The 20,595-nt window shown below is 69.2% G+C and carries 18 protein-coding genes and 2 pseudogenes; 9 read left to right on the top strand and 11 right to left on the bottom strand.

Annotation, left to right across the window (positions count from 1 at the left end; all coding sequences use genetic code 11):
* Positions 1 to 298: 298 nt before the first annotated feature.
* Positions 299 to 499 carry a hypothetical protein gene (locus OG392_RS37245; protein WP_329286978.1) on the bottom strand — a complete coding sequence of 67 codons (201 nt, stop codon included), beginning with the start codon at positions 497 to 499 and terminating at the stop codon, positions 299 to 301.
* An 89-nt stretch (positions 500 to 588) separates the two neighbouring features.
* Positions 589 to 849: a hypothetical protein gene (locus OG392_RS37240; RefSeq protein ID WP_329286976.1), complete on the bottom strand. Its 261-nt coding sequence runs from the start codon at positions 847 to 849 to the stop codon at positions 589 to 591.
* 635 nt (positions 850 to 1,484) lie between these two features.
* On the opposite strand from OG392_RS37240, the gene OG392_RS37235 reads away from it, so the two are divergent.
* The 3 genes from OG392_RS37235 to OG392_RS37225 all read left to right on the top strand — a co-directional run bounded on the left by OG392_RS37235 (position 1,485) and on the right by OG392_RS37225 (position 5,371).
* Positions 1,485 to 2,042 carry a hypothetical protein gene (locus OG392_RS37235; RefSeq protein ID WP_329286974.1) on the top strand — a complete coding sequence of 186 codons (558 nt, stop codon included), beginning with the start codon at positions 1,485 to 1,487 and terminating at the stop codon, positions 2,040 to 2,042.
* Positions 2,043 to 2,068: 26 nt separating this feature from the next.
* Positions 2,069 to 4,714, top strand: a complete 2,646-nt coding sequence (locus tag OG392_RS37230) for a DEAD/DEAH box helicase (RefSeq protein WP_329286972.1) — start codon at positions 2,069 to 2,071, stop codon at positions 4,712 to 4,714.
* 435 nt (positions 4,715 to 5,149) lie between these two features.
* On the top strand, positions 5,150 to 5,371 hold the full coding sequence (locus tag OG392_RS37225; protein ID WP_329286969.1) for a hypothetical protein: 222 nt from the start codon (positions 5,150 to 5,152) through the stop codon (positions 5,369 to 5,371).
* Between the two features lie 73 nt (positions 5,372 to 5,444).
* Here the strand turns inward: OG392_RS37225 and OG392_RS37220 are convergent, their stop codons facing one another.
* Positions 5,445 to 5,729: a hypothetical protein gene (locus tag OG392_RS37220; protein ID WP_329286968.1), complete on the bottom strand. Its 285-nt coding sequence runs from the start codon at positions 5,727 to 5,729 to the stop codon at positions 5,445 to 5,447.
* Between the two features lie 149 nt (positions 5,730 to 5,878).
* Between OG392_RS37220 and OG392_RS37215 the strand changes: the two genes are divergently transcribed.
* Complete coding sequence (locus tag OG392_RS37215) at positions 5,879 to 7,012, top strand: SAVED domain-containing protein (RefSeq protein WP_329286966.1); 1,134 nt, start codon at positions 5,879 to 5,881, stop codon at positions 7,010 to 7,012.
* Positions 7,013 to 7,209: 197 nt separating this feature from the next.
* On the opposite strand, the gene OG392_RS37210 is transcribed toward OG392_RS37215, so the two are convergent.
* The 5 genes from OG392_RS37210 to OG392_RS37190 all read right to left on the bottom strand — a co-directional run bounded on the left by OG392_RS37210 (position 7,210) and on the right by OG392_RS37190 (position 11,991).
* Positions 7,210 to 8,949 carry a ThiF family adenylyltransferase gene (locus tag OG392_RS37210; RefSeq protein WP_329286964.1) on the bottom strand — a complete coding sequence of 580 codons (1,740 nt, stop codon included), beginning with the start codon at positions 8,947 to 8,949 and terminating at the stop codon, positions 7,210 to 7,212.
* Positions 8,946 to 9,950, bottom strand: a complete 1,005-nt coding sequence (locus OG392_RS37205) for an SMODS domain-containing nucleotidyltransferase (RefSeq protein WP_329286962.1) — start codon at positions 9,948 to 9,950, stop codon at positions 8,946 to 8,948. Before OG392_RS37205 ends, OG392_RS37210 begins: the two co-directional genes overlap by 4 nt.
* Positions 9,951 to 10,602: 652 nt before the next feature.
* Positions 10,603 to 11,121, bottom strand: coding sequence for an ImmA/IrrE family metallo-endopeptidase (locus OG392_RS37200; protein WP_329286960.1), 519 nt, complete (start codon positions 11,119 to 11,121; stop codon positions 10,603 to 10,605).
* A complete protein-coding gene (locus OG392_RS37195) occupies positions 11,108 to 11,425 on the bottom strand; it encodes a helix-turn-helix domain-containing protein (RefSeq protein ID WP_329286959.1) in 318 nt (105 codons plus the stop codon). Before OG392_RS37195 ends, OG392_RS37200 begins: the two co-directional genes overlap by 14 nt.
* A 311-nt stretch (positions 11,426 to 11,736) precedes the next feature.
* A complete protein-coding gene (locus OG392_RS37190; RefSeq protein ID WP_329286957.1) occupies positions 11,737 to 11,991 on the bottom strand; it encodes a hypothetical protein in 255 nt (84 codons plus the stop codon).
* 425 nt (positions 11,992 to 12,416) lie between these two features.
* Here OG392_RS37190 and OG392_RS37185 point away from each other — a divergent pair, with 425 nt between their 5' ends.
* From OG392_RS37185 to OG392_RS37170, 5 genes and pseudogenes are all read left to right on the top strand, one after another.
* Entirely contained in the window at positions 12,417 to 13,814 is a 1,398-nt protein-coding gene (locus tag OG392_RS37185) for a DNA-binding protein (protein WP_329286955.1), read from the top strand.
* A 234-nt stretch (positions 13,815 to 14,048) separates the two neighbouring features.
* Complete coding sequence (locus OG392_RS37665; RefSeq protein WP_443055041.1) at positions 14,049 to 14,243, top strand: hypothetical protein; 195 nt, start codon at positions 14,049 to 14,051, stop codon at positions 14,241 to 14,243.
* A gap of 27 nt (positions 14,244 to 14,270) precedes the next feature.
* Positions 14,271 to 14,618 (top strand): annotated as a pseudogene (locus OG392_RS37660) (TnsA-like heteromeric transposase endonuclease subunit); the annotation flags it as partial.
* 103 nt (positions 14,619 to 14,721) lie between these two features.
* Complete coding sequence (locus OG392_RS37175) at positions 14,722 to 16,824, top strand: Mu transposase C-terminal domain-containing protein (protein ID WP_443055040.1); 2,103 nt, start codon at positions 14,722 to 14,724, stop codon at positions 16,822 to 16,824.
* 74 nt (positions 16,825 to 16,898) lie between these two features.
* Positions 16,899 to 17,867: an ATP-binding protein gene (locus tag OG392_RS37170; protein ID WP_329287680.1), complete on the top strand. Its 969-nt coding sequence runs from the start codon at positions 16,899 to 16,901 to the stop codon at positions 17,865 to 17,867.
* Between the two features lie 232 nt (positions 17,868 to 18,099).
* Here the strand turns inward: OG392_RS37170 and OG392_RS37165 are convergent.
* The 3 genes and pseudogenes from OG392_RS37165 to OG392_RS37155 form a co-directional block, all read right to left on the bottom strand.
* Positions 18,100 to 18,519 (bottom strand): annotated as a pseudogene (locus OG392_RS37165) (alpha/beta fold hydrolase); the annotation flags it as partial.
* A 409-nt stretch (positions 18,520 to 18,928) separates the two neighbouring features.
* Positions 18,929 to 20,074, bottom strand: coding sequence for a serine hydrolase domain-containing protein (locus OG392_RS37160; protein ID WP_329286949.1), 1,146 nt, complete (start codon positions 20,072 to 20,074; stop codon positions 18,929 to 18,931).
* A gap of 14 nt (positions 20,075 to 20,088) precedes the next feature.
* The gene (locus tag OG392_RS37155) at positions 20,089 to 20,562 is read right to left on the bottom strand and encodes a Dps family protein (RefSeq protein ID WP_329286946.1); all 474 of its coding nucleotides are present in this window, start codon (positions 20,560 to 20,562) and stop codon (positions 20,089 to 20,091) included.
* Between the last annotated feature and the right edge of the window lie 33 nt (positions 20,563 to 20,595).

Here is a 20,595-nt window from a genome sequence, read left to right as displayed (position 1 = left end):
CCACATCGCTGCGCGATGTGCGAGCGAACACCCGCGCTGCGCGCGGGTGTTGCGCTCCCGCTCCGCGGGAGCGCTGGCGGGACGCTGCGCGTCCCGCTCAACCCGACTGCTGCGCAGTTGGGTTGATGCTCCGTCCGCTGCGCTTCCGGAGCTGCGGGACTTCGTCCCGCTGCCAGGCTTCCGCTTCGCTCCAGTCTGGCGAGGCGGGTCCGCTCCGCTCCCCCGCCTGGCGGTCCTTCCGGCTGCGCCTTCAGGCCCTTGGGGCCCGCTGTCGCGGGCCTGGCTGGTTACGGGGGGGTCAGGAGCGGGACCAGGGTCGGCGTCTGCTGGTGGTCGTGTGGCTGGTGCGGGCGGCTCCGATGCCGGCGAGGTGCAGGGCCAGGACGGTGAGGCCGAGGAGCATGATGTTCGTGGAGGAGAAGACATCGTTGGTGTCGATGTCGGCTGCGTTGATCAGGAAGGAGATGAAGAACAGGACGGCGGCGGCTATAGCGAGCATGGGTGGGTTCCTTTCCGGAGAACGCTTCTCACGTGTCCCTCGGTGCTCTGGCGTGCACAGGGGTGTGTGAGAGGCCGGGGTGGGTGAATTCAGGCTTGTTGGGGGTGGCCAGCGTCGCCTTCGACGACCAGGCGATCGATGCCGGGCTGTTCGGCGCGTTCGACGATGGTGACATCGACCTGTCCGTCGCCGGTGGTGTCGAACTGGTACAGGTCGGCTTTGCCGTCACCTGTGGTGTCGGTCATCCACACATCCGGCTTGCCGTCACCGTTGGTATCGGCGCTGAGGATGACATGGTGCTCATCGCCCTGAGTCTCGACCGCTTCTTCGGTGTGCGCTGAGGTGTCCATGACCGCCGGGTGCCCCGGAGTGAACGACGGAAACGAGCATGAGGCAAGGCGGCTTTAGGCAACGGGAGGGGCGCTTGGTGGGGGCTGCGCACCGGGGAGCCGCGCGGCGGGGCGGGGGCGGGGCTTCGCTGTGCTCCAGCCCACGGGTGGCGGAGGTCGCTGCGCTTCCCTGTCCTTGGTGGACTCTTTTGTTGGGGTATGCGGCTGTTGGTTCGGCGTGTTGACGCGGGTCTGGCTGGCTGCAGAGGTGGGTGCCGGGGGTGGTTATTCGATGTGTCCGGTGGTTGGGTCCACCTGCTGCAAGAAGTCCCGGGCTGACGACTGTAGTTCCGGCTCGCTCAAGGCTCTGGCCGGCTGCACGGCCGAGGTGAAGCCGTATCCGGGGTTGGGGCCTGACAGCCAGGTGAAGTCGTATGTACCCAACTCGTCGGGTCGCTCTGTGACCTCGAACGTTTCCCCGTCGACCGTCAGTGTCAATCGTCGTGTGCTGCGTCTGTCCATGACTGGCCAGTATGCCGGGTCCTGCCATCGCTGGTCGTGCGCTGCTTCGGGGGATGTGCCTTTCAAGGTGATGCAGCATGTAATGTTGGAGAAACTGAGCAACACCCTCAGAGTGCTGCGAGTGAGGTTTCACGGTGCTTGTCTATGAATATCTTCCCTATGAGCTGGCTCGCCTCGATGTGCTGGGCAAAGCGACGGGTCTGGACCTGGACCAGGTCATGGAGCTCGTACGTCTCGCTGCGACACGCGAGACTCTCGCGAGCGCTGGGCCGGATGAACCACACGCCCTGAGCGAGGCTTGGATCGCCTCCTTCCAGCACAATCAATGGCGGCGAATCGCTCGTGTGATGGCTGAGCAGCGGATGTCTGTGTACGAGCCGTCGGAAGACCCGCGCGCAGTCCGCTACCAAGAAGAGCGCCTGCAGCGCCTTGAGAACGACTGTGCCGATGCCGGGCAGACCGACGGCCAGGACCCCGTCGAAAGGCTCGGGCACCGCGTCTACCGGATTACAGCACGCCCGGCTGCCGCCCTCGCAGGAGAGCAGCCCATGGTCCGGCACTACTTCGCCGGCTCAGAAGCCGCCGCCGTCGCGCACGCCCAGCGCTCGTTCAGCCGCCAAAGCGGAACGAACCAGAACGGCGGATACCGGATCGTCTCCGTCGAGCAGATCCTTCCCCAGCCGGGAGAATAATTTTGATCAAGCTCCGAGAACATCAGATGGACCAGAAATCTGCCTTCCGGAAATGGGTGGGATTCCCTGCAAGATCCTCTGTGCCCGCTGGAGGGGCGCGGGCTATGGGGGTGTCCGCGACAGGGTCCGGGAAGACGATCACAGTCGCTGCGAGTGCCCTGGAGTGCTTCCCCGAGGGCCGGATCCTCGTCATGGTGCCCACCCTGGATCTGATCGTGCAGAGTGCCCAGTCCTGGCGGCGGGTCGGACACCGGGCGCTGATGGTTGCGGTCTGCTCGGTGGACAAGGACGAGGTCCTGGAGCAGCTCGGAGTGCGCACCACGACCAACCCGATCCAGCTCGCCCTGTGGGCTGGAACCGGTCCGGTGGTCGTGTTCGCCACGTACGCCTCTCTCGTGGATCGCGAAGATCCCGTGGCCCCGTCGGGTCGGCGAATGGTGCGCGGGCCGTTGGAGGCCGCTCTGGCGGGCGGGGAGCGGTTGTACGGGCAGCGGATGGCTCCGTTCGACCTGGCCGTCCTGGATGAGGGGCACATGACGGCCGGGGATATGGGGCGGCCGTGGGCGGCGATCCACGACAACAGCCGGATCCCTGTCGGCTTCCGGCTCTACCTGACCGCGACCCCGCGGATCCTGGCCGCGCCCCGGTCGCAGCGGGGGCGGGACGGGCGGGAGGTGGTGATCGCGTCGATGGAGGACGACTCCCGCACGTACGGCACCCGGATTTTCGATCTTGGGCTGGCGGAGGCGGTGGAACGCTCGATCCTCGCCGGGTTCGAGATCGACGTGCTCGAGATCCGTGACCCCGACCCGATCCTCGGTCTGTCCGAGGACGCTCTGCGCGGCCGGCGCACGGCCCTGCTCCAGGCCGCACTGCTCGAGCACGCGGCGCAGCGGAATCTGCACACCACCATGGTGTTCCACCAGCGGGTCGAGGAAGCCGCGGCGTTCGCCGGGCAGATGCCGGCGACCGCCGCCGAGCTGTATACGGCTGAGGTCTCCGTGGCGGCGCTGGCCGGGGCGGAGGAGCTGCCCGCGTCGTCGATCGACGCCGAGCTGTACGAGCTGGAGGACGGGCGTCACGTGCCTGCGGGGCGGGTGTGGGCGGACTGGCTGTGCGGAGACCATCCCATCGCCCACCGGCGTGAAGTGATCCACCGGTTCGCCAACGGCATCGACGCCGAGAGCCGGCGAGTGCACCGGGCGTTCCTGTCCTCCGTACGCGCTCTCGGGGTCGGGGTCGACATCACCGGGCTGCGCGGGGTCGAGGCCGTGTGCATCGTCGGGTCACGCAGTTCCCAGGTCGACATCGTCCAGAACATCGGGCGGGCACTGCGGCCCAACCCCGACGGCAGTGTGAAGACGGCGCGGATCATCATCCCCGTCTTCCTGCAGCCCGGGGAAGACCCTAAGGACATGGTCGCCTCCGCCAGCTACCAGCCCCTCGTCGACATCCTCCAAGCCATGCGCTCCCACTCCGAGCGCATGGTCGACCAGCTCGCCTCCCGAGCCCTGACCCGCGGCACCGAACGCCAGCGCATCCACGTCCGGTCTGACAGCGGCGCAGGAGGGGCAGACCGTCGTGAGGACGGCGAGGAGGTCAGCGAGGCGCAGCAGGACGTCGACCGGGTCACTGCGGTCGTGGTCAACTTCGCCTCTCCCCGCGACGCCGCCGACATCGCCGCCCTCACACGCTGCCGCGTCATCCGCCCCCAGTCCCTCGTCTGGCTCGAGGGCTACCAAGCCCTCCTGCGGTGGCGGGCCGAGAACGGCATCACCGGGCTGCACGCCGTCCCCTACGACACCGAGACCGCAGTCGGGACGACGAAGGCATTTCCGCTGGGGCGATGGGCCCATCAACAGCGAAAAGCGCTGCGGGCAGGTGAACTCGACCCTCACCGCAAAAGCCTCCTCGACATGCCAGAGGCCGGGATGGTGTGGGAACCCGGCGACGAAGCATGGGAAACCAAACTCGCCGCACTCCGCTCCTACCACCGTGCGCACGGGCACCTCGCACCCCGACAGGACGCCCTCTGGGGCGAAGGCGCGGCAGACGGGGAGCAGCTAGCTGTCGGGCAACTCCTCGCCAACCTCCGCCGCAAAGACGGCCTCGGGAAGGATGCAGAGCGGGCCACGGAGCGCGCGGCGCAGCTGACGGAGATCGACCCGGACTGGAACTGCCCCTGGCCACTCGACTGGCAACGGCACCACCGCGTCCTGGCCGACCTCGTCGACGCCGACGGCAGCCTGCCCGACATCTCACCCGGGGTACTGATGGACGGCGATGACATCGGACGATGGCTCCAGCGGCAAACCCAGCCGGGCACCTGGAAACAGCTCTCCGAAGAGCAGCAGCGGCGGCTGACCGGGGTGGGCGTGGAACCTGCCCAGGCGCCGTCTCCGGCCCCGGCGGCCCGTCCCGGAGCAAGGGGTCCGAGCAAGGCGCAGCAAGCCTTCCAGCGCGGACTCACAGCCCTCACCCAGTGGATCGAGCGCGAAGGCGCCGACCGGCCCGTACCACGCGGCCACGCCGAAGAGATCGCAGTCGATGGCGACGCAGAACCAGTGATCATCAAGCTAGGCGTGTGGGTATCCAACACCCGCGCGAGGCGGGACAAACTCACCGCCGAACAACTCGACGCGCTACAGAAGCTCGGCGTGGAGTGGGCGTGATGCCCGGCCCGCCTCGGACATCGGCGTCACAGATCCGCGCCACCGCCCCATAACTCAGTAGCAGGGCCGAAGGCCCGGGCCCAAAAGGTCCGGGCCTTCCCCCTGCCCGCTTCTCGTCCGGCTTCGGGGCCACGAACAGGCCGGCTCCGTGAGCACGCGACGTAAGCGCATGCGTCCTGTCACAGTCCGCGCCGTCACGCACGAACTCGCCGAGAAGGAACCTTCCATGAACACCCAGCAGACACCCGGGGGATCGCATGCCCCGATCACAGCTATCTTGTTGGTACGCCACCCAGGCGGGGCCACGGCCCCTCAGGGACGCTCTCACGCAGGGAGCCGGGAAGACACAGCCGACCGCGCGGTGACCACCTCCACGCGGACGACACCACGCAGGTGTCCGCCGCCCACCCCCCTGCTCCCACAAGGAGAACCGCTGTGACTGGCACCCCCAGCACCCCCGCGCCCGAACCTGAGCCCACGTCCACGCCCTCGTCTCAGCGTGTAGCGACAGGCATGGTGATCGTCGGCATCGCCGCACTGGTCGCCGTCGTCGTCCTCGCCCTGACCGGCCACCCCGAAGCGACCGGACCGGCCGCCGCCATCGGCATTGCCTTCGCCGGCGGTGGCATCAGTATCAGGGGCAGCATCCGCCGCTAACGGCAGGGGAAGAGGGGCCCCGGGTATCTACCCGGGGCCCCTCTTCGTGTCCGTCTTGGACGTGGGCGGGGTCCTATTGGCCCAGGCATTCCATACAGGCGCGGCCGGGGGCGGCGATGTGGGCGCGCCATTCGGCGCCGCGCAGGGGTCCGCCGCGGGCGTCGACGGCGATGCCGCCGTCGACGACGGGGATGAGATGGGCGTAGGCGAGGAGGTTGAGGACGGCGCGGGGGCAGGGCCTGTCGACGCAGGAAAAGATCACGTCGCAGTCGGCTGCGGCGGCGAACCCGGCAGGTTCGACCACACCGCTCAGCTCGCACGGCGTCGCCCGGAAGGGAGGTGCGCTGCTCTCTGTCAAATGTCCGTGTTGCGCATGGGGATGTCGTCTAGCGTCTGCTCTATCGGGGAGGGACGGAAGCGGTGGTGATGAGCGGGGGCGGCGGGAAGCGCAGCATTCCTTCACGCAATACGGTTCTGGTCGTATGGGTGCGCAGTGGAGGCAGGTGCATGCTGTGCAACGCGTATCTGCTGGAGGGGGCGATGTCGGGACGGACACTGCTTCTGGGGGAGGTCGCGCACATCGTTGGGCAGAGTACTGATCCGCGCTCGCCGCGCGGTGGAGACCCATTGGACAAGGCGCTGCGGGACGAGGCGGACAATCTCATGTTGCTGTGTGCCCAGCAGCATATGGAGATCGATGCGAAGGCGGCGCTGGATGCGTTCACGGTTGAGTGGCTGCGCCGTGCGAAGCAGGAACACGAAGACCGCGTCAGGTACCTGACCGCGCTGGGGCCGGAGAAGGCCACCACGGTGGTGCGGATGGTGGGGTCGGTGCACGGCAACGCGGTGGAGCTGTCGCGGGAGACCGCTGCGGACGCGGTGACGGCAGGCCGCCGGTTTCCGTTGTACTTGGAGTCCTACAACCGACACGGTGTGGAGATCGATCTGCGGCACACTCCTGGTGAGCAGGCAGCCGCTGCCTGGGACGCGGAGGCTGCAGCTGAGGCAAGCCGTCACTATTACCGGCAGGCGACCACGGTCATCGAGGACGCGGTCCGTCATCGGCTGCGGCCGGGGATAGAACGGGAATCGGTGCAGCATGTGAGCGTGTTCGGGTTCGCGCGGCTACCGTTGTTGGTCTACCTCGGGTCGCTCTTGGACGACACCGTGCCCACGGACATCTACCAGCGCCACCGATACGAGCAGTCCTGGGCGTGGCCAGCCGAGAGTGGCCCAGTCACCGATTTCACAGCTCACCAGGTTCAGGCCGGGCGGGATGAGAGCGAGGCTGTCGTGGTGGTGAACGTGTCAGGGGTCATCGCGCCTTGCGAGATTCCGCAGGGGCTTTCGGCACTGCGCCGCTACGAGGTCACCCCAGCGGGCGCTCAAACCGGCCCGGACATACTGCAGTGCCGGGCGTCCCTGCGGCAGCTGGAGGAAACGCTGCGGTTGTTTCTCGCGCGGCTGGAAAGGGAGGCAAAGTCGCTGCGCCGCCTGCATGTCCTGCCTGCCGTTCCCCTCTCCGCGGCTGTCGCCCTGGGCCGTGTGCACCATCCGCAGGTGCATCCGCAGCTGGTGATTTACGAGCGTTTGGCGGGCAGCTACATGCCCACCTTGGAGGTGGGGCGGGTTCCCGGCTGACCTGGGTACGGCCGGTCGCCGGCCCCCTGTAGGGCGCCCTCTCCTCAACGCTTGGAGGCAGGCGGCCGCGACACGGGTCTGCGGGAGCTGCACTCGGGTGTGGCCCAGGGGTACCGACACCCGGCAGCCTCAAGGGTCCGTCGGCCCTGCCAGGGAAGGCGGGACCGACGGTGCAGCGGCGCGGCCAGTGCTCGTTATCAGCAGGAGTACGGGATGAAGCGGTGCGCTGGGACTGTCCCGGTGTGGGGCTGAGCGCACAGGTGGGTCCCGGATATGGGGTGGCGCATCTGGGTGGCCACCAGGTTGACCAGGGTGGCAGTGGTTGCCATCAGGTCGGCGGCGGAGCCGTGGAAGGTGGGAGTGGAGCAGCCTCGGGTGGGGCGGAGTTCGTCGCCAGGGACGGGTTCGTCCCAGAGTGCGTGGTACGCCTCCAGATCCGGGTCGTCGAGGACGTGCCCGCCAGCGGTGTGGTCGATGGCAGAGAGGGGGGTGGGGGTGCCGGGGGCGGCGAGGGTGAGGATGCCAAGGCTGGCAGTGAGGCTGTCTGTGGCGAGCTGGGCCAGGACGGCTTTGCGGTGGGGTCGCTGGGCGAGGAGGTCGAGGAAGCGTCCGACAGTGATGCTGACGGTGGCGTCGATGATGAGGTCAGCTTCGTCTGCGGCGGCTAGTAGGGCGGGGTTAGGGGGCGGGGTGGCAATGTCGATGCGGATGTCGTCGCGGATGGAGCGCAGGCGGGAAGCCAGGGCGGTCGCCTTGGTCATGCCGATGTGCTCTTCGGTGTAGTTCTGCCGCACCAGCAGGCCGCCGGTGACACGGCCAGGGTCGCTGAGGGTGAGATGGGCAGCGCCGGATCGGGATGCCATCTCGGCTGCCCAGGAGCCGATGCCGCCGCAGCCCCAGATGTGGATGTGGGCGTCCTGGAGGGCGCGGATGGGGCGGAGCGTGTCACGACGGGTGGTGACTTCGGGGCGCTCGTCGGAGAGGTAGCACCAGGCGAGGGGGGCGTGGGCCAGGTCGTCGGGCATGGTGCCCAGGCGGCTGGGGGTCGCGCGGCGGGCGAGGCGGCGCAGCGTGTCGGTGGCCTGGGGTGACAGGCGGCCGGCGAGGAGGAAGGGGGGTGCGGCGGGGGTGGCTGGATGCCGGACGGCCAGGACAAAGTGCTGGGCGGTGCCTTCCGGGTTGCGCAGGGCGCTGGCGGCGAGTGCGGTCAGCAGCGCTGGGGGTGCGGTGTCGGCGGCTGTCGGGTCGGGGGCCATGTCGGGGTGGGCGAGCGTGAGGAGTTCGGCCAGGGTGCTGCCCGCGCCCAAGGGCAGCGTGTCGACGGGAAGAATCGGAGTGCGGTGGCTATGGGACTCTGTGGGGACGTTGGTTAGGTCGAGCCGGTCGGTGGTGCGCGGGGTGAGCCAGGCGGTGGCGGGCCGGTGGGAGACGGGTTCTCGTACGACGACGGTGGGAGTGCCCGGGGTGTGGTGCAGGACGCCGCCGACGGGATGGTAGAGCGCGGTGGCGGGATCGAAGGTGCCGGCTGCGGCATCGGTGAGCCACTGCCACAGGCGGTTAATGACGGGGGTGATTCCGGCGGCGGGGTCCCATTCGCGGGTCGGGTCGAGGTAGAGGCACAGCCGATCACCCTGCAGGACATGCGGGGTGCCGGCGAACCGTAGGTGAGTAGTGCGCACCTGGGGCGGCGCCATCGGTGTGGCGGGCAGAATGAGAAGGAAGTCCTCACTCTGCTTGAGCTGCAGTCCTCCTGGAGCGTGCGGCATGGTGTCGGTGCGGACGCTGAGGGGGATGGTGACCAGGCCGTCGGCGTCGGTTCGGGGGCGGCCGGTGAGGCGTAGGTCCGGCTCGTGCGCGGTTGCCAGCGCGGTGAGCTCCTTCAGAAGGCGGCGCTGGGAGCTGGTGGGGCGGGCCGCGGGCGGCTTGTGCTTGCTCATCCTGCGCGACCGGTGCGGGAGGTCGTGGTGACCAGCAGGGGGGTGGCGAACTTGGCCGCCGTGGGGGTGAGGGAGGCGGTGGCACGTGGCTGGTCGGGGAAGGCGTCGCCGAACAGCTTGCGCCACAGCCGCACGCTGCGGTCGTAGTCCGGCTCGTCGTAGGCTTCGCGGATCTCGCGGGCGTGGGTATGGATGCGGGCCCGGAAGTAGCTGTAGGTCGTCTGGTCCCAGCGGTGGTCGAAGGTGACGCCCGATCCGGAGGGATCAGCAATGGAGGGCTTGTAGGGGCGCTCCTGCAGCCAGCGATCGAGGTCCTCGACGATGGTGAGCAAGGTGGTGGGCACGTCGCTGTAGCAGCCGGGATCCATGAGCTTCTTGATCTCCTCGACGCGCTCGCCGAGCAGGGTGGTGAGGATGATGGAGCGGGTGCCGGTGAAGGAGCCGCGGTGGTTGCGCAGATACTTCATCAGGCGGATGACCTTGCGCAGGTTGCTGTTGGCGATGCCGTCCTTGGTCTGCATCCAGGCGGTGAAGCCGGCCGGGTCGGTCTGCTCCCAGGTGTTGGCGTCACGGTTGACGATCACCTCGCGGCCGTCGGCCAGCTGGAGGTAGGGGACGATGTCGACGTGCATGGAGTTGGCGTAGCTGAGCTGCACGCAACGGCACTTGCGGGTGTGGGGCATGGTGCCGTAGGTGCTGTGGCGGTGGAGCGCTGCGTAGACCTTGTCGATGTAGGTCTTGGGGCTGTTAGCCCATTCGGTGTTCTCGGTGAGGTGGAGCATGAAGTCGGCGTCGAACTCGCTGTCGCCGACGGGGTTGATGATGGTGCGCTGCGCCCAGGAGCCCTGGGGTTTCTTGCCGCGGACGAGCGGGCCGAGTTCGGCATCGGCCTGGAGGGCCTTGTAGATGGCCTCGACGCGGAAGTCGAGGAGGGCGAGCTTGGCCTGGCTGAGGTTCACGGTGTTCTTGAGGAAAGCCTCGAAGTTCTTACGGCAATGCATGACGGGGTTCCTTTCTGCGGCGAGCCTGCTGGAGGCCCGGGGGTGGGAGGGGTGTGGGGGCATGCCGAAGGGAGCTGTGACGGCATGGGATGTGGACGCGACCGGGAAGGCACGCGGGGCTTGCCCACGAGACAGAGCACACGGGTGCGGGCAGGGTGAGTGCATGCGCGAGGGCCTGGTGTGACCTCGCGGAGGGGGCCGGCCATGGCACAGGGCAGAGGGTCGGCCGATGCGCGGCATCAGCGGATGGGGCCGCAGGTGACGGCTGACCATCGAAGGGGCCAGTGCGGTCCGGTCGACGCTGCCAGCCAGCATGGCCTGGCACGCGTACGCGGTACCGCCCGGGGGTGTACTTGTCCCGTCGGCCTCACGCCGAGCAGGAACCACCCTTTACACGCAGAGATTGTTCACTCTCTGCGGTAACCAGTGCACCACACACAGCGACACTGACGCAAGACACTTTTTGAAGGTCAGTCAGGCTGACATACTTTCAGCGTGGTTCTGAGAGAGGCAGGTCCAGTTCCTCCTTGGCCGCTGCTGGGGAAGCCGGGGCGGGAGCGGGAAAGGGCGTGGCTCCCAAGGGTCCGCAGCAGAGCGGTGCCGGCGGTGGGCGGTGGGGGCGGGGCCGGGCCGGCTACCCGGCCCGGCGGTGTCAGTGAGCGGGGCCGGAGACGATGCCGAGGTTCATCAGACGGTAGGTCATGGCCATCTCACTCAGCTGGAAACGCTTCGCCAGGACCCGCACGAGGTCATCCGTCGTACGGAAGCTGATGTGCTGCGCCGCCCGGCGGACCATGTCCTCCGGGGCAAGCAGCGCCGCGGCGAACCGGTTGGCGTCGATCTCCTCACGGTCCGTGGCCATGCTCGAAACCGTGTCGCGGTAGTTCACGCGGGCATCGGTGTCCAGAATCAGCGGACGTCCCTCGTGAAGGCGCAGGTGTCCCAGTTCGTGTGCCACTGTGAAACGCCGCCGCTCAAAGGAGTGCGCCTCGTTGACGCCGATGACACAGGCGCCGTCTTTGCGCAGGAGCATGCCGGAGACGTCGTCGTCCATGCGCTGCGGGACGACCAGGACGCCGAGATGCTCGGCCAGAGCGAAGGGGTCGACCGGCGGGGCGTCGATCCGGAATTCCCGCAGCAGCCCGCGAGCCGCCAGGTCAGCCTTCGCCACCGGCACTCCTGCTCTTCGAGGCCTGCGCCCACACCGCGGCGACATCGGCGGCGTGACGCGCGGCAAGGCCAGACGCTTCGTCCAAGTGGAGCGACGGAAGCAGGTCGGCAGGTTCCGCACCGACCGCCGCGGCGATCAGGGCAAGCCGGTAAAGAGGCGGGGTCTGGGTTCCGGACTCGATGTTCGTGATCGAACCGCGCGTCAGCCCCGCTCGTCGCGCCACGTACTCCTGCGTCACCCCGGCACGCCTTCGCGCCTCACGGACCCGCTCGGATACGGCTTCGTTGAACTCCCGCTCGTCCACCTATCCCCCAAACGCCGCCAGTCTCGCTGACAACCTAGCCCCCCCGCTTTGTGCCCGACCAGCCCTACGCTGCCCCGTCCCCTCTACTTCACCTGCTTGCCGCCAGAACGCAAGATTCGTCAGCACACCGCCGATGCCGAGCCGGCGGTACACCCTCTTCACCCCTGGGTCCCAGCCACCGTCACCGCGCCGGAGACATCGCCCTTCAAGGGCGCTGTGCAAGTCGCCTGCCTGGGCCCGGGCCAGTCGGGAGAACGCCTCGATGGTCTCGAGGACGAAGGACTCGAAGTCCGCTCCCGGGACGGCCTCACTCACGCAGCCTCCCGCGTGGCGATGGCCCGGTGGCTTTCCGGCTCAGCCGAGTCCTTGCGGAACAGCCATGCCGGCCGTCCCTGCTCGAAGCGGGCCGCGGCGCCGCCGTCGGGCAGGGACTGCGCCATCGCGACCATGGTGGCGCGCTGCTCGCGCTCCGCCCGGGTCTCGATATGCGCCTTCACAAGCATCTCCACGACACCCTTGGCGCGGCGCATCGCGAAGAACAGCAGGACCAGTACTGGAAGTGACACCCCGCCCGCTCCTACCCAGTACGACCAAGTCATCGACCAGGCCTTCCAGTAGTGACGAACTCGTTGATGAAGGCACGAGGCCCTCATCCCCTACACGCAGCAGGAGGGCCCGATCCGGATGCCGAACGGAAGAAACATTTCCCAACTCCTCCTCCCGGCGCATGCGAAGCACTGTTTCCCCAGGTCACACGGCTGCGCTGGGCTGGAAGTCTGATGCAGACAGGAGGGATGCGCGTGTCGCATCCGGGTCCCTGAGGGGCGCGCGGGCTGGGCGGGCGTCTGACGCTGTGGGACGAGTCGGCACCGGGGCGGCCGCCTGGGCTTGATCGCGACGAATGCGGTCGGCTGGGGTGAGGTGGTCGCGGTCTGCTGAGCGTCTTCTGCGAAAACGCCCGCCAAGGCGGTGAGCACGAGACCGTGGTGGAGTGACCCCTTACCCCGGCCTCCTGCGGATCGCGCCCCTGCAGGGGGAGACGACCTCGTCGCTGATCTGCCGCACCGCCAGCCGCTACGGGTTGGAGGCGAAGGGGCTGCGGTCGTACTGGCAGTGGCCTAACCAGCAGCCCAAGCACGAGGGCGGCGCCTGCCGGGCTGACGCCGAGGTAGTGCTGAACACTGCCGGACGGCGACTTCTGACGAGCCTGTGCGGCACCGGAGAGGACGTGGCGGCACGGGCGTTGCCGTCCTGGGGACAGCAGGACGCCAAGCTGCCGGCTGAAAAGGACGGAGTGCCGTCGGCTGTGTGGCGGATCGGCGGCGTGGTTGTTGGGCCGGTGGCGTTCGGCTGCGGGCTGTGCACGGCGCAGCGCACAGGGACGGTCGTGCGTGCGGTGCGGTACGTCCCGCGGTGGGATCGGGTGTGTGTGCGGCATGGGCGGTGGCTCCTGGACGCGGACGCCGACCAGCCCCGTGAGTACCTGGACGTGCGGCGTCTTCCGGAGGTGGTGGCGGCGCAGCGGCGGTGGGCGTCGGTGGGGCGGCGGGCGGTGCGGGCCGGGGCCGAGCCGGCGCGGGTGTTCGCGCTGGCGCGGGCGGTGGTCGCCCGGTGGTGGGAGGGGGCCTATGGCTGGGAGCGGGAGACGGTCTGGCCGCGGCGTCTGCATCTGGTCGCGGGCGGGGATGCTGGGGGTGATCTGGAGTGGTGGCGGATCGTGGGGCGGGACGCGGTCGTCTTCCCGGAGGTGGTGGCGGTCGCCGAGGTGCTGCTGGATCCGGGCATGGCCGAGCTGGTGTGGGCGGACAGTGGTGCCGGGCGGCCGCGGGCGCTGCCGGCCGACGGGTTGTTCTGCCGCCGGCTCGGTGAGCGGGTGGGGCGGCCGTGGCTGGGGCCGTTGGCGGCGACGGATCACGGTGGTCCGCTGATCGCGTGGATGGGCGGTGTCATCCGCCGGCGTCGCGGCGTCGGAGGGCCGCCCGGATACGACAACGACCCGTGGTGGCTGCGGCAGGAACACCAGGCCGCCACCATGGCCGGCCGGCTGCGGGTCCTGGGCAAGGAGAAGAAGGCACCCGGCTCGGGGACGATGTGGCGGGCTACGGTGCCCGCCGAGCAGCGGATGCTGATCACCCGGACGATCGAGAGCGCTGAGGAGCAGCTGATCCAGCTGCGCGGATCGCAGACCGGGCCGACCGCCGAGGTCACCCGGCTGCTACTGCGCGGCCTCGGTCACAGTGCCGGGCTGATCGAGGCGGCCTGGAAGCGGACCGCGGTGGCGGCGGTGAACGGCGGAGTGCCCTTGGAGGACATGGCCCGGTGGGTGGACATGCCTGCCGAGACGCTCAGGAGGATGATGACCGCAGGTAAGCGGGAGGACGGAGGCTGAGCATGGGGACGTGCGTCGACTGTTAACTGACAGGGCACTCGTTTGTGGCAGAAATCCTGAAAACAGGGACAGCTGCCGACGGGAGCGACTTGGCTGACGCAGGTGAGCAGCACAGGGGCGACCCGGCCTGGAGGCCGGGCAGGGCGAGCGGCCGTAGAGCGTCGGAGCGATTTCGAGGCCGTGTTCCTCGACCCGGTCGGTCAACGGGTCCACCAACGGTGGACGGATGCCGCCATGACCGTGGCGTTCGAGGAGTTGCCGCCGGTGTCGGCGTTCCCGGTGATCCCGGGACGGCGCTGGGGGCCGGGCCTGTGGTGGTCGGCGACCACCGGACGGCACGTGGCTGCGGGGTCGAACGCGATGCGTACCCAACTGATGGTCCTGGACCGTGATCCGCGGGTGACAGGACTGGCAGGGCGACCGGTGTAGCTGCTGTGGCGGGACCCTCGGGGGCGGGTGCGTTCCTGGGTGCCGCAGCTGTTCGCCCGGTACCGCGACGGCACGGGTCTGCTGGCCGACTGCCCCAGCCACCAGGAAGCCGGCGGCGAACGCGCGGTGAAGGCTGCCGAAGCGGTAAGCGCAGCATGTGAGGAACTCGGCTGGGCCTACCGGCGCCTTGCGCCGCTCGACGACGTCCTGGCCGCCAACTTGAAATGGCTGGCCGGCTACCGCCATCCCCGCAACGCCGGCCGCCCCGGTCTGACGCGCACGGTTGTGGAGGCGTTCACGCGGCCGCGGCCACTGATCGAAGGTGCCGAAGCGGCCGGCGACCCGATCGAGGTCCTCCCCGCCGTCTTCCATGCCCTGTGGCACGGACAGCTCACGACGGACCTGGAGGCGCCGCTGCACGAGTGCGTTCTCGTCAGCCCAGGGGCTGGGACGGTCTGGGCGAGACGGGAAGTGCCAAGTGAGCGCGCGGCGCAATGCGCGGCCGGCGGTGAAGGTCGGGGCGCATGTCCGCTTCCGCGGCGTGAAGTGGCAGGTGGTCGCTCTGTCCGGGCAGACCGTTCACCTCATCGGCCCGGACGGCGGTGGCGAGGCGGTGCTCGCCGGGTACCTGTTCGCCGATCCCGGCTTCAGCGTCATCGGAGCCGACGTGCCGCAGGCGGCCCCGCAGTGGGGGCTGTTCGAGACCGCGCCCGCCGCGGCGCGGAACAAGGCCATGGCCTGGCAGCGGCACGTGCGGGAAGTCGAATACGGCCTTGCCGACGGGCCCGGCAGCGGTGGAGTGGTGCGGGAGCAGTACGACCCCGCAGCGCACACGCTGGCCGAGCGGGAGCAGGCCAAAGCCGAAGAGCTGACCGCACTCGGCTTCGGGCGTGTATCGCGCACCACGGTGCAACGCATGCGCCTGGCCTACCGCAAACAGGGCCTGTGGGGGCTCCTCGACCACCGCACCACCCGCGCCTCCAGCCCCACCGGGCGCTCCGACGAACGGGTCGTCGCAGCCGTCCGTGAGGCGCTGCGCCGCCGGCGCGGGCGTTCCAAGGGCACCGTCAACGGCCTGTTCCCGCTGATCAACCAGATCCTTGCCGACCGGCACGGCCCCGGTACGGTGCCCGTGCCGTCCCAGGCCACGCTGTACCGTCTCGTCACCTCTCTCGCCCGCCCCGGTGAACTGCCCAGTGGTCCGGTGCGGCGGGTGCCCGCCAGCGTCGAGGGGCGGGCTTTCACTCCCGCCGTCGCGCTGCGGCCGGGCGAGCAGGTCCAGATCGACACCACCCGCCTGGACGTCCTGGCCCTCTTCGACGACGGGCGCCTGGCCCGGCCCGAGCTGACCATCGCCGTCGACGTCGCCACCCGCGCCATCCTGGCCGCCGTGCTGTGCCCGAGCGCGACCAAGGCCGTGGACGCGGCCCTGCTGCTGGCGGAGATGGCCGTCCCGCACCCGGCCAGGCCGACCTGGCCGGACATCCTGCGCATGGACCACGCCCGCGCGCTCCCCCACCAGCGGCTGGCCACGCTGGACGAGCGCCTGGCCGGGGCGGCTGCCCGGCCGGTCGTGCTGCCCGAGACGATCGTCGTCGACCGGGGCAAAGTCTTCGTCTCCGCCGCGTTCACCGCCGCCTGCGAGACCCTCGGCATCAGCGTCCAGCCCGCTCCGCCCCGCGCCCCCACCGCGAAGGGCATCGTCGAGCGGACCTTCGGCTCCATCAACGCCCTGTTCTGCCAGCACCTGCCTGGCTACACCGGCTCCGACGTCACCCGCCGCGGCCCCGACATCGGGAACGACGCCCGCTACAGCGTCGCCCAGCTCCAGGACCTCCTCGATGAGTGGCTGGTGCATTACCACCACCGGCCCCACGAAGGGCTGCGCCACCCGATGATGCCCAGGAAGGCCCTTACTCCGAATGAGATGTGGGCCGCGCTCGTCGCCGTCGCCGGCTATGTCCCTGTCCCGTTGACCGGGCGCGACTACCTCGAACTGCTGCCCGTGCGCTGGCAGGCCATCACCCCCGCCGGCATCACCATCCACCACCGCACCTACGACGCGGATCTCCTCGCCCCGCACCGCGGCCAGGCCTCCCCCGTCGCCGGCCGCGGCGGGAAATGGGAGATCCACTACAACCCCCACGACGTCCGCCAGATCTGGGTGCGCCTGCCCGACGGCGAACTCACCGAGATCCCGTGGATCCACCGCGACCACGTCCACCGGCCCTTCGACGAACGCACCTGGCAGCACATCCGCACCCAGGCCGTTGACGGCAACCACGGTGACACCGAGCAGTACGAAGCCGGCCTCGCCGACGCACTCGACCAGCTCATGCGCCGCGTCCACAGCGGCCACGCCACCAGAACAGAGCAGGCCCTCCTGGCCCGCACCGCTCACATCCCACTCCCCGCAGTCCACGACGGAAACCACGACACCGAAGCACCCACTGACAGCCCGGCGCAGCAAGGCGACGAAGACGACGAAGACACCATCGACGACCTGCCCGACGGCGTCAGCCCCTCCCCGGCCGCCGGATTCGGGCTCTACGACGCGCACGAGGAGGCCGCCACATGGTGAACCCCAGCCAGACAAGCGCAAGCAGCACACAAGGCGGCACCGACGAAAGCGGCGAGACCGGGCCGCCTTGGCCCCTGACCACCTGGCAGGGCTGGCACCGCTTCGCCACCACTGACCCGCCCGCCCCTCCCCGCCCTGGCGACCCGCCCCGCAGCACAGAGGAACGCCTCGCCTACCACTCCAGCTTCGTCACCATCCGCACCCCCGCCCTCCACACCCTCGCCGCCCAGGTCCGCACCCTGATGATCCTCGGCCGCCACCAGCAGACCACCGCCCGACCCTCACTGATCGTCACCGGACCCGCCACAGCCGGGAAAACGACCGCGCTCCTCAACGTCGGCCGCACCTGCCACCTCGCCCACACCCGGAAGAACCCCGCACCACCCGGATCAGCCCACGCGGTGGTACCCGTCGCGTATGTCCTGGTCCCGCCCGGCGCGACCGCGAAAACCCTCGTCACCGAGTTCGCCCGCTACCTCGGCATCCCCACAACCACACGCATGACCCAGACCCAGATCACCGACGCCGTCTGCCACACCTACACCCAAGCCGGCATCCAACTCGTCCTCATCGACGAGATCCACCGCCTCAACCCCCGCACCACCACCGGCGCCCAAACCGCCGACCTCATCAAAGACCTCACCGAACGCCTCCCCGCCACGTTCGTCTACGCCGGCATCAACGTCACCGACACACCCCTCTTCAGCGGGACACGGGGTGCTCAACTCGCCGGACGCGCCACCCTCGTCCACTGCGGTCCCCTCCCCGCCCGCCACGGCAAGCGTGAACCCTTCCGCGACGTCATCACCGACATCGAAAACAATCTCGACCTGCAACGGCACACACCCGGCGCCCTCTCCCGCCACGCACAATACCTCCACCAGCGCACTGCCGGCCGGATCGGATCCCTCACCAGACTGATCCGCCAGGCCGCCATCACCGCTATCCACGACGGCCCCGAACGCATCACCAAAACCGCCCTCGACGCAGTACAACTCGACCACCTCGCCAAACAACACAGGCGCCCCCACCGAAGCCGCTAACCCCTGCCCACCGACCAGGCCAAACAGCCCTGAACAGCACAAACACCAAACAGGCCTTTACACGCTGGTGAAACCCACAACGAGCCCGGTCCCGCTCAACACAGAACGCAAAACCCCAGCCCAAACACCCCGCCCACCCTCACCGAGCTCCCGACACCGCCTCTCAACACACCCACAACACCCCCAGGACCTCAACAACCCAGCACACCAACAAACCCCCCACCGAGCGTTATTCGCCCTCGTCCGGCAGGAACGCCGCGATGTAGACCAGTGCCTTCACCTTGCCTTCGAGGCCCGCCGCGGCCTGGCTGATGACGGTGCCGCCGTAGGAGTGGCCGACCAGGACCACGGGCCCGTCGATGTGGTCGAGGACGCTGCGCAGGTAAGCGGCATCGCTCGCCGGACCACGCAGCGGGTTGGCGGCGGACACCACCGGGTAGCCCGCGCTCTGCAGCCGGGCGACGACACCGTCCCAGCTCGCGGCGTCGGCGAACGCCCCATGTTCCAGCACGATCGTCGGACGTACGGGGTGGTGGGGCGTGGCGCCTGCCGCGGCGGGCAGGGTGACGGCGGCGACGGACAGTCCGACGGCCGCGGTGACACCGAGCAGTACGGATCTGCCGCCCGGACGGACGAGGTGGGTCTTGCGCATGGGTGAAATCCCTCTTGTTCAATGAATAGTGTTCGACGGACCGAAAGGCGAGGCAGCTGGGTGACTCGAGGAACGGGGCCCGGATCATTTGGCCGGTACGTGATGGACGGGCGTCCGTCCGCGCCGCGTGAGCAGCGCGGATCGGAGGGCGCGGAAGCCTCGACCGGATGAGGGAGCGAGCTCCCCTTCAGTCAGATGACGGCAGCTCACTCGCGTTCCTACGCGATGTTTCCCGGTCCGGGGTCGGTGTGCGGCGCCAGATCACGAGTGCTGCGCGTGCGACGGCGTCGAGGCGGATACGGAGCCGTTTCCCGCAGCGTGTGGCGACCGGGCGAAAGACCTTGAGGCGGTTGACGGCACGTTCGGCGGTGGGCCGTAGGCTCCCCCGCGCGGAGCCTACGGCCACACCTCAGCCGGTACCCTCCAGGACTTCGTAGACGTGCCTGAGGTAGATGTGCGTGCGCTCCGAACCGAGGAGCCCGTCGCCCACCCGGTTCATGGTGTACGAGAACGTGACGCGCCGGTCGAGGTCCATCATGACGATCGACCCGCCCCTGCCGACCCAGAAGCAGATTCTCCCAGTGGGCATGTGCGGCATCGTCCTCGGATCGGCGAGGGCGTAGCCGACGCCCCAGCGGACGGGGACGCCCAGAAACAGGTCGACTCCGTCGGCCTGGACGTCGAACACCTTGTCCACCGTCTCCTCGGAGAGAAGCCGGCGGCCGTTGACCTCGCCGCGCCGCGAGACGACGGAGAGCGCTCGGGCCAGGCCACGTGCGTTGCCGTGTCCGTTGACGGCTCCGAGTTCGGCGGAGCGCCACTGCGGGGTGTCGACGTGCTCGTCACGCGCGGGGCTTCCGAGCAACGTCCTGATGAAGATCCCCTCGGGATCAAGACCCGTGGGCATGCCGATTGGCTGCGAGGGGGCCACCAGATCGGCGATACGCGGCCAGTCGGCCCGTCGCGCGCCGATCTGGACATCAGCCTGCGCCGGCTCGGCGATCTCGGTGGCGACGAACTCTGTCAGGCTGCGGCCGCTGACCCGCCGGACGAGCTCTCCCACCAACTGCCCCTGGGTCTGGACGTGGTAGCCGGACGCGGAGCCCGGCTCCCACCAGGGTGCCTGTGCGGCCAGCCGGGCACTCGCGGTGGGCCGGTCGTAGAGGTCCTCCATGGAGAAGGGCTGCTCCCAGCCGGACAGTCCCGAGGTGTGGGCCAGGACGTGACGCACCTCGATGTGTTTTTTTCCCTGGGCGGCGAACTCGGGCCAGTAGTGCGCCACCGGGCGGTGCAGATCCAGCGCGCCCCGGTCGACGAGGATGAGGGCCGCGAGATTGGTGAGGGTCTTCGTGGTCGACCACAGGCTCACCAAAGTGTCCCGGTGCCACGGAACGGTCCGTGCTTCGTCCGCGTGGCCACCCCAGAGATCGACTTCCATGACCCCGTCCACATCGACGGCGATCGACGCGCCCAGCTCCTCGCCGGCTTCGAGGTGTGCCGCCAGCGCCGCCCGTACCGGCTCGAACCGGGCGGTGCTCGTGCCCTCGACACCCATGCCCTTCTCCCCCATCAGACCCGGTTCTCCGCCTGGAACATCCAGCTCTGCTTCTCGAGATCGGCCGTGAGTCCGACGAGGAGGTCCTCGGTGACGACATCCACCGGGCCCATCGCGACGATGCGCTCACGCAGCCTCTCGGTCACGGCGGAGAGCGCGTGCACCAAGGCGTCAACGGCGTCGCTGTCCTTGGTCCAGCCCGGCGGAAAGACGGGCACGCCACTGGTGTTCGCGATGGTCCCGGCCCGTCCGTCCGGGCTGACGCCCAGGGCGGCCGCGCGCTCGGCCACCGTGTCGGCGTGGTTCCGGGCGATGGTGGCGGCCTCGTCGAGCTGGAGGTGGACCGAGCGGAAGCGCGGGCCGTACACATTCCAGTGGGCCTGCTTGGCCACCAGGGACAGGCCGAGGAGGTCGGTCAGGGTCGCCTGCAGCGCCGCACCCGCGGTCTCGCGGTCGCGCTGCGGCAGGGGGTTGTTCACAACCGGCACAGGAGTGCGGTCCTTTCGTGACAAGCGCCGGCT

It is taken from the genome of Streptomyces sp. NBC_00691 (genome assembly GCF_036226665.1).
Taxonomy (GTDB): Bacteria; Actinomycetota; Actinomycetes; order Streptomycetales; family Streptomycetaceae; genus Streptomyces.
The sequence above is the reverse complement of the archived record's forward strand: the minus strand, read 5'-3'. Positions and strand labels throughout refer to the sequence as shown.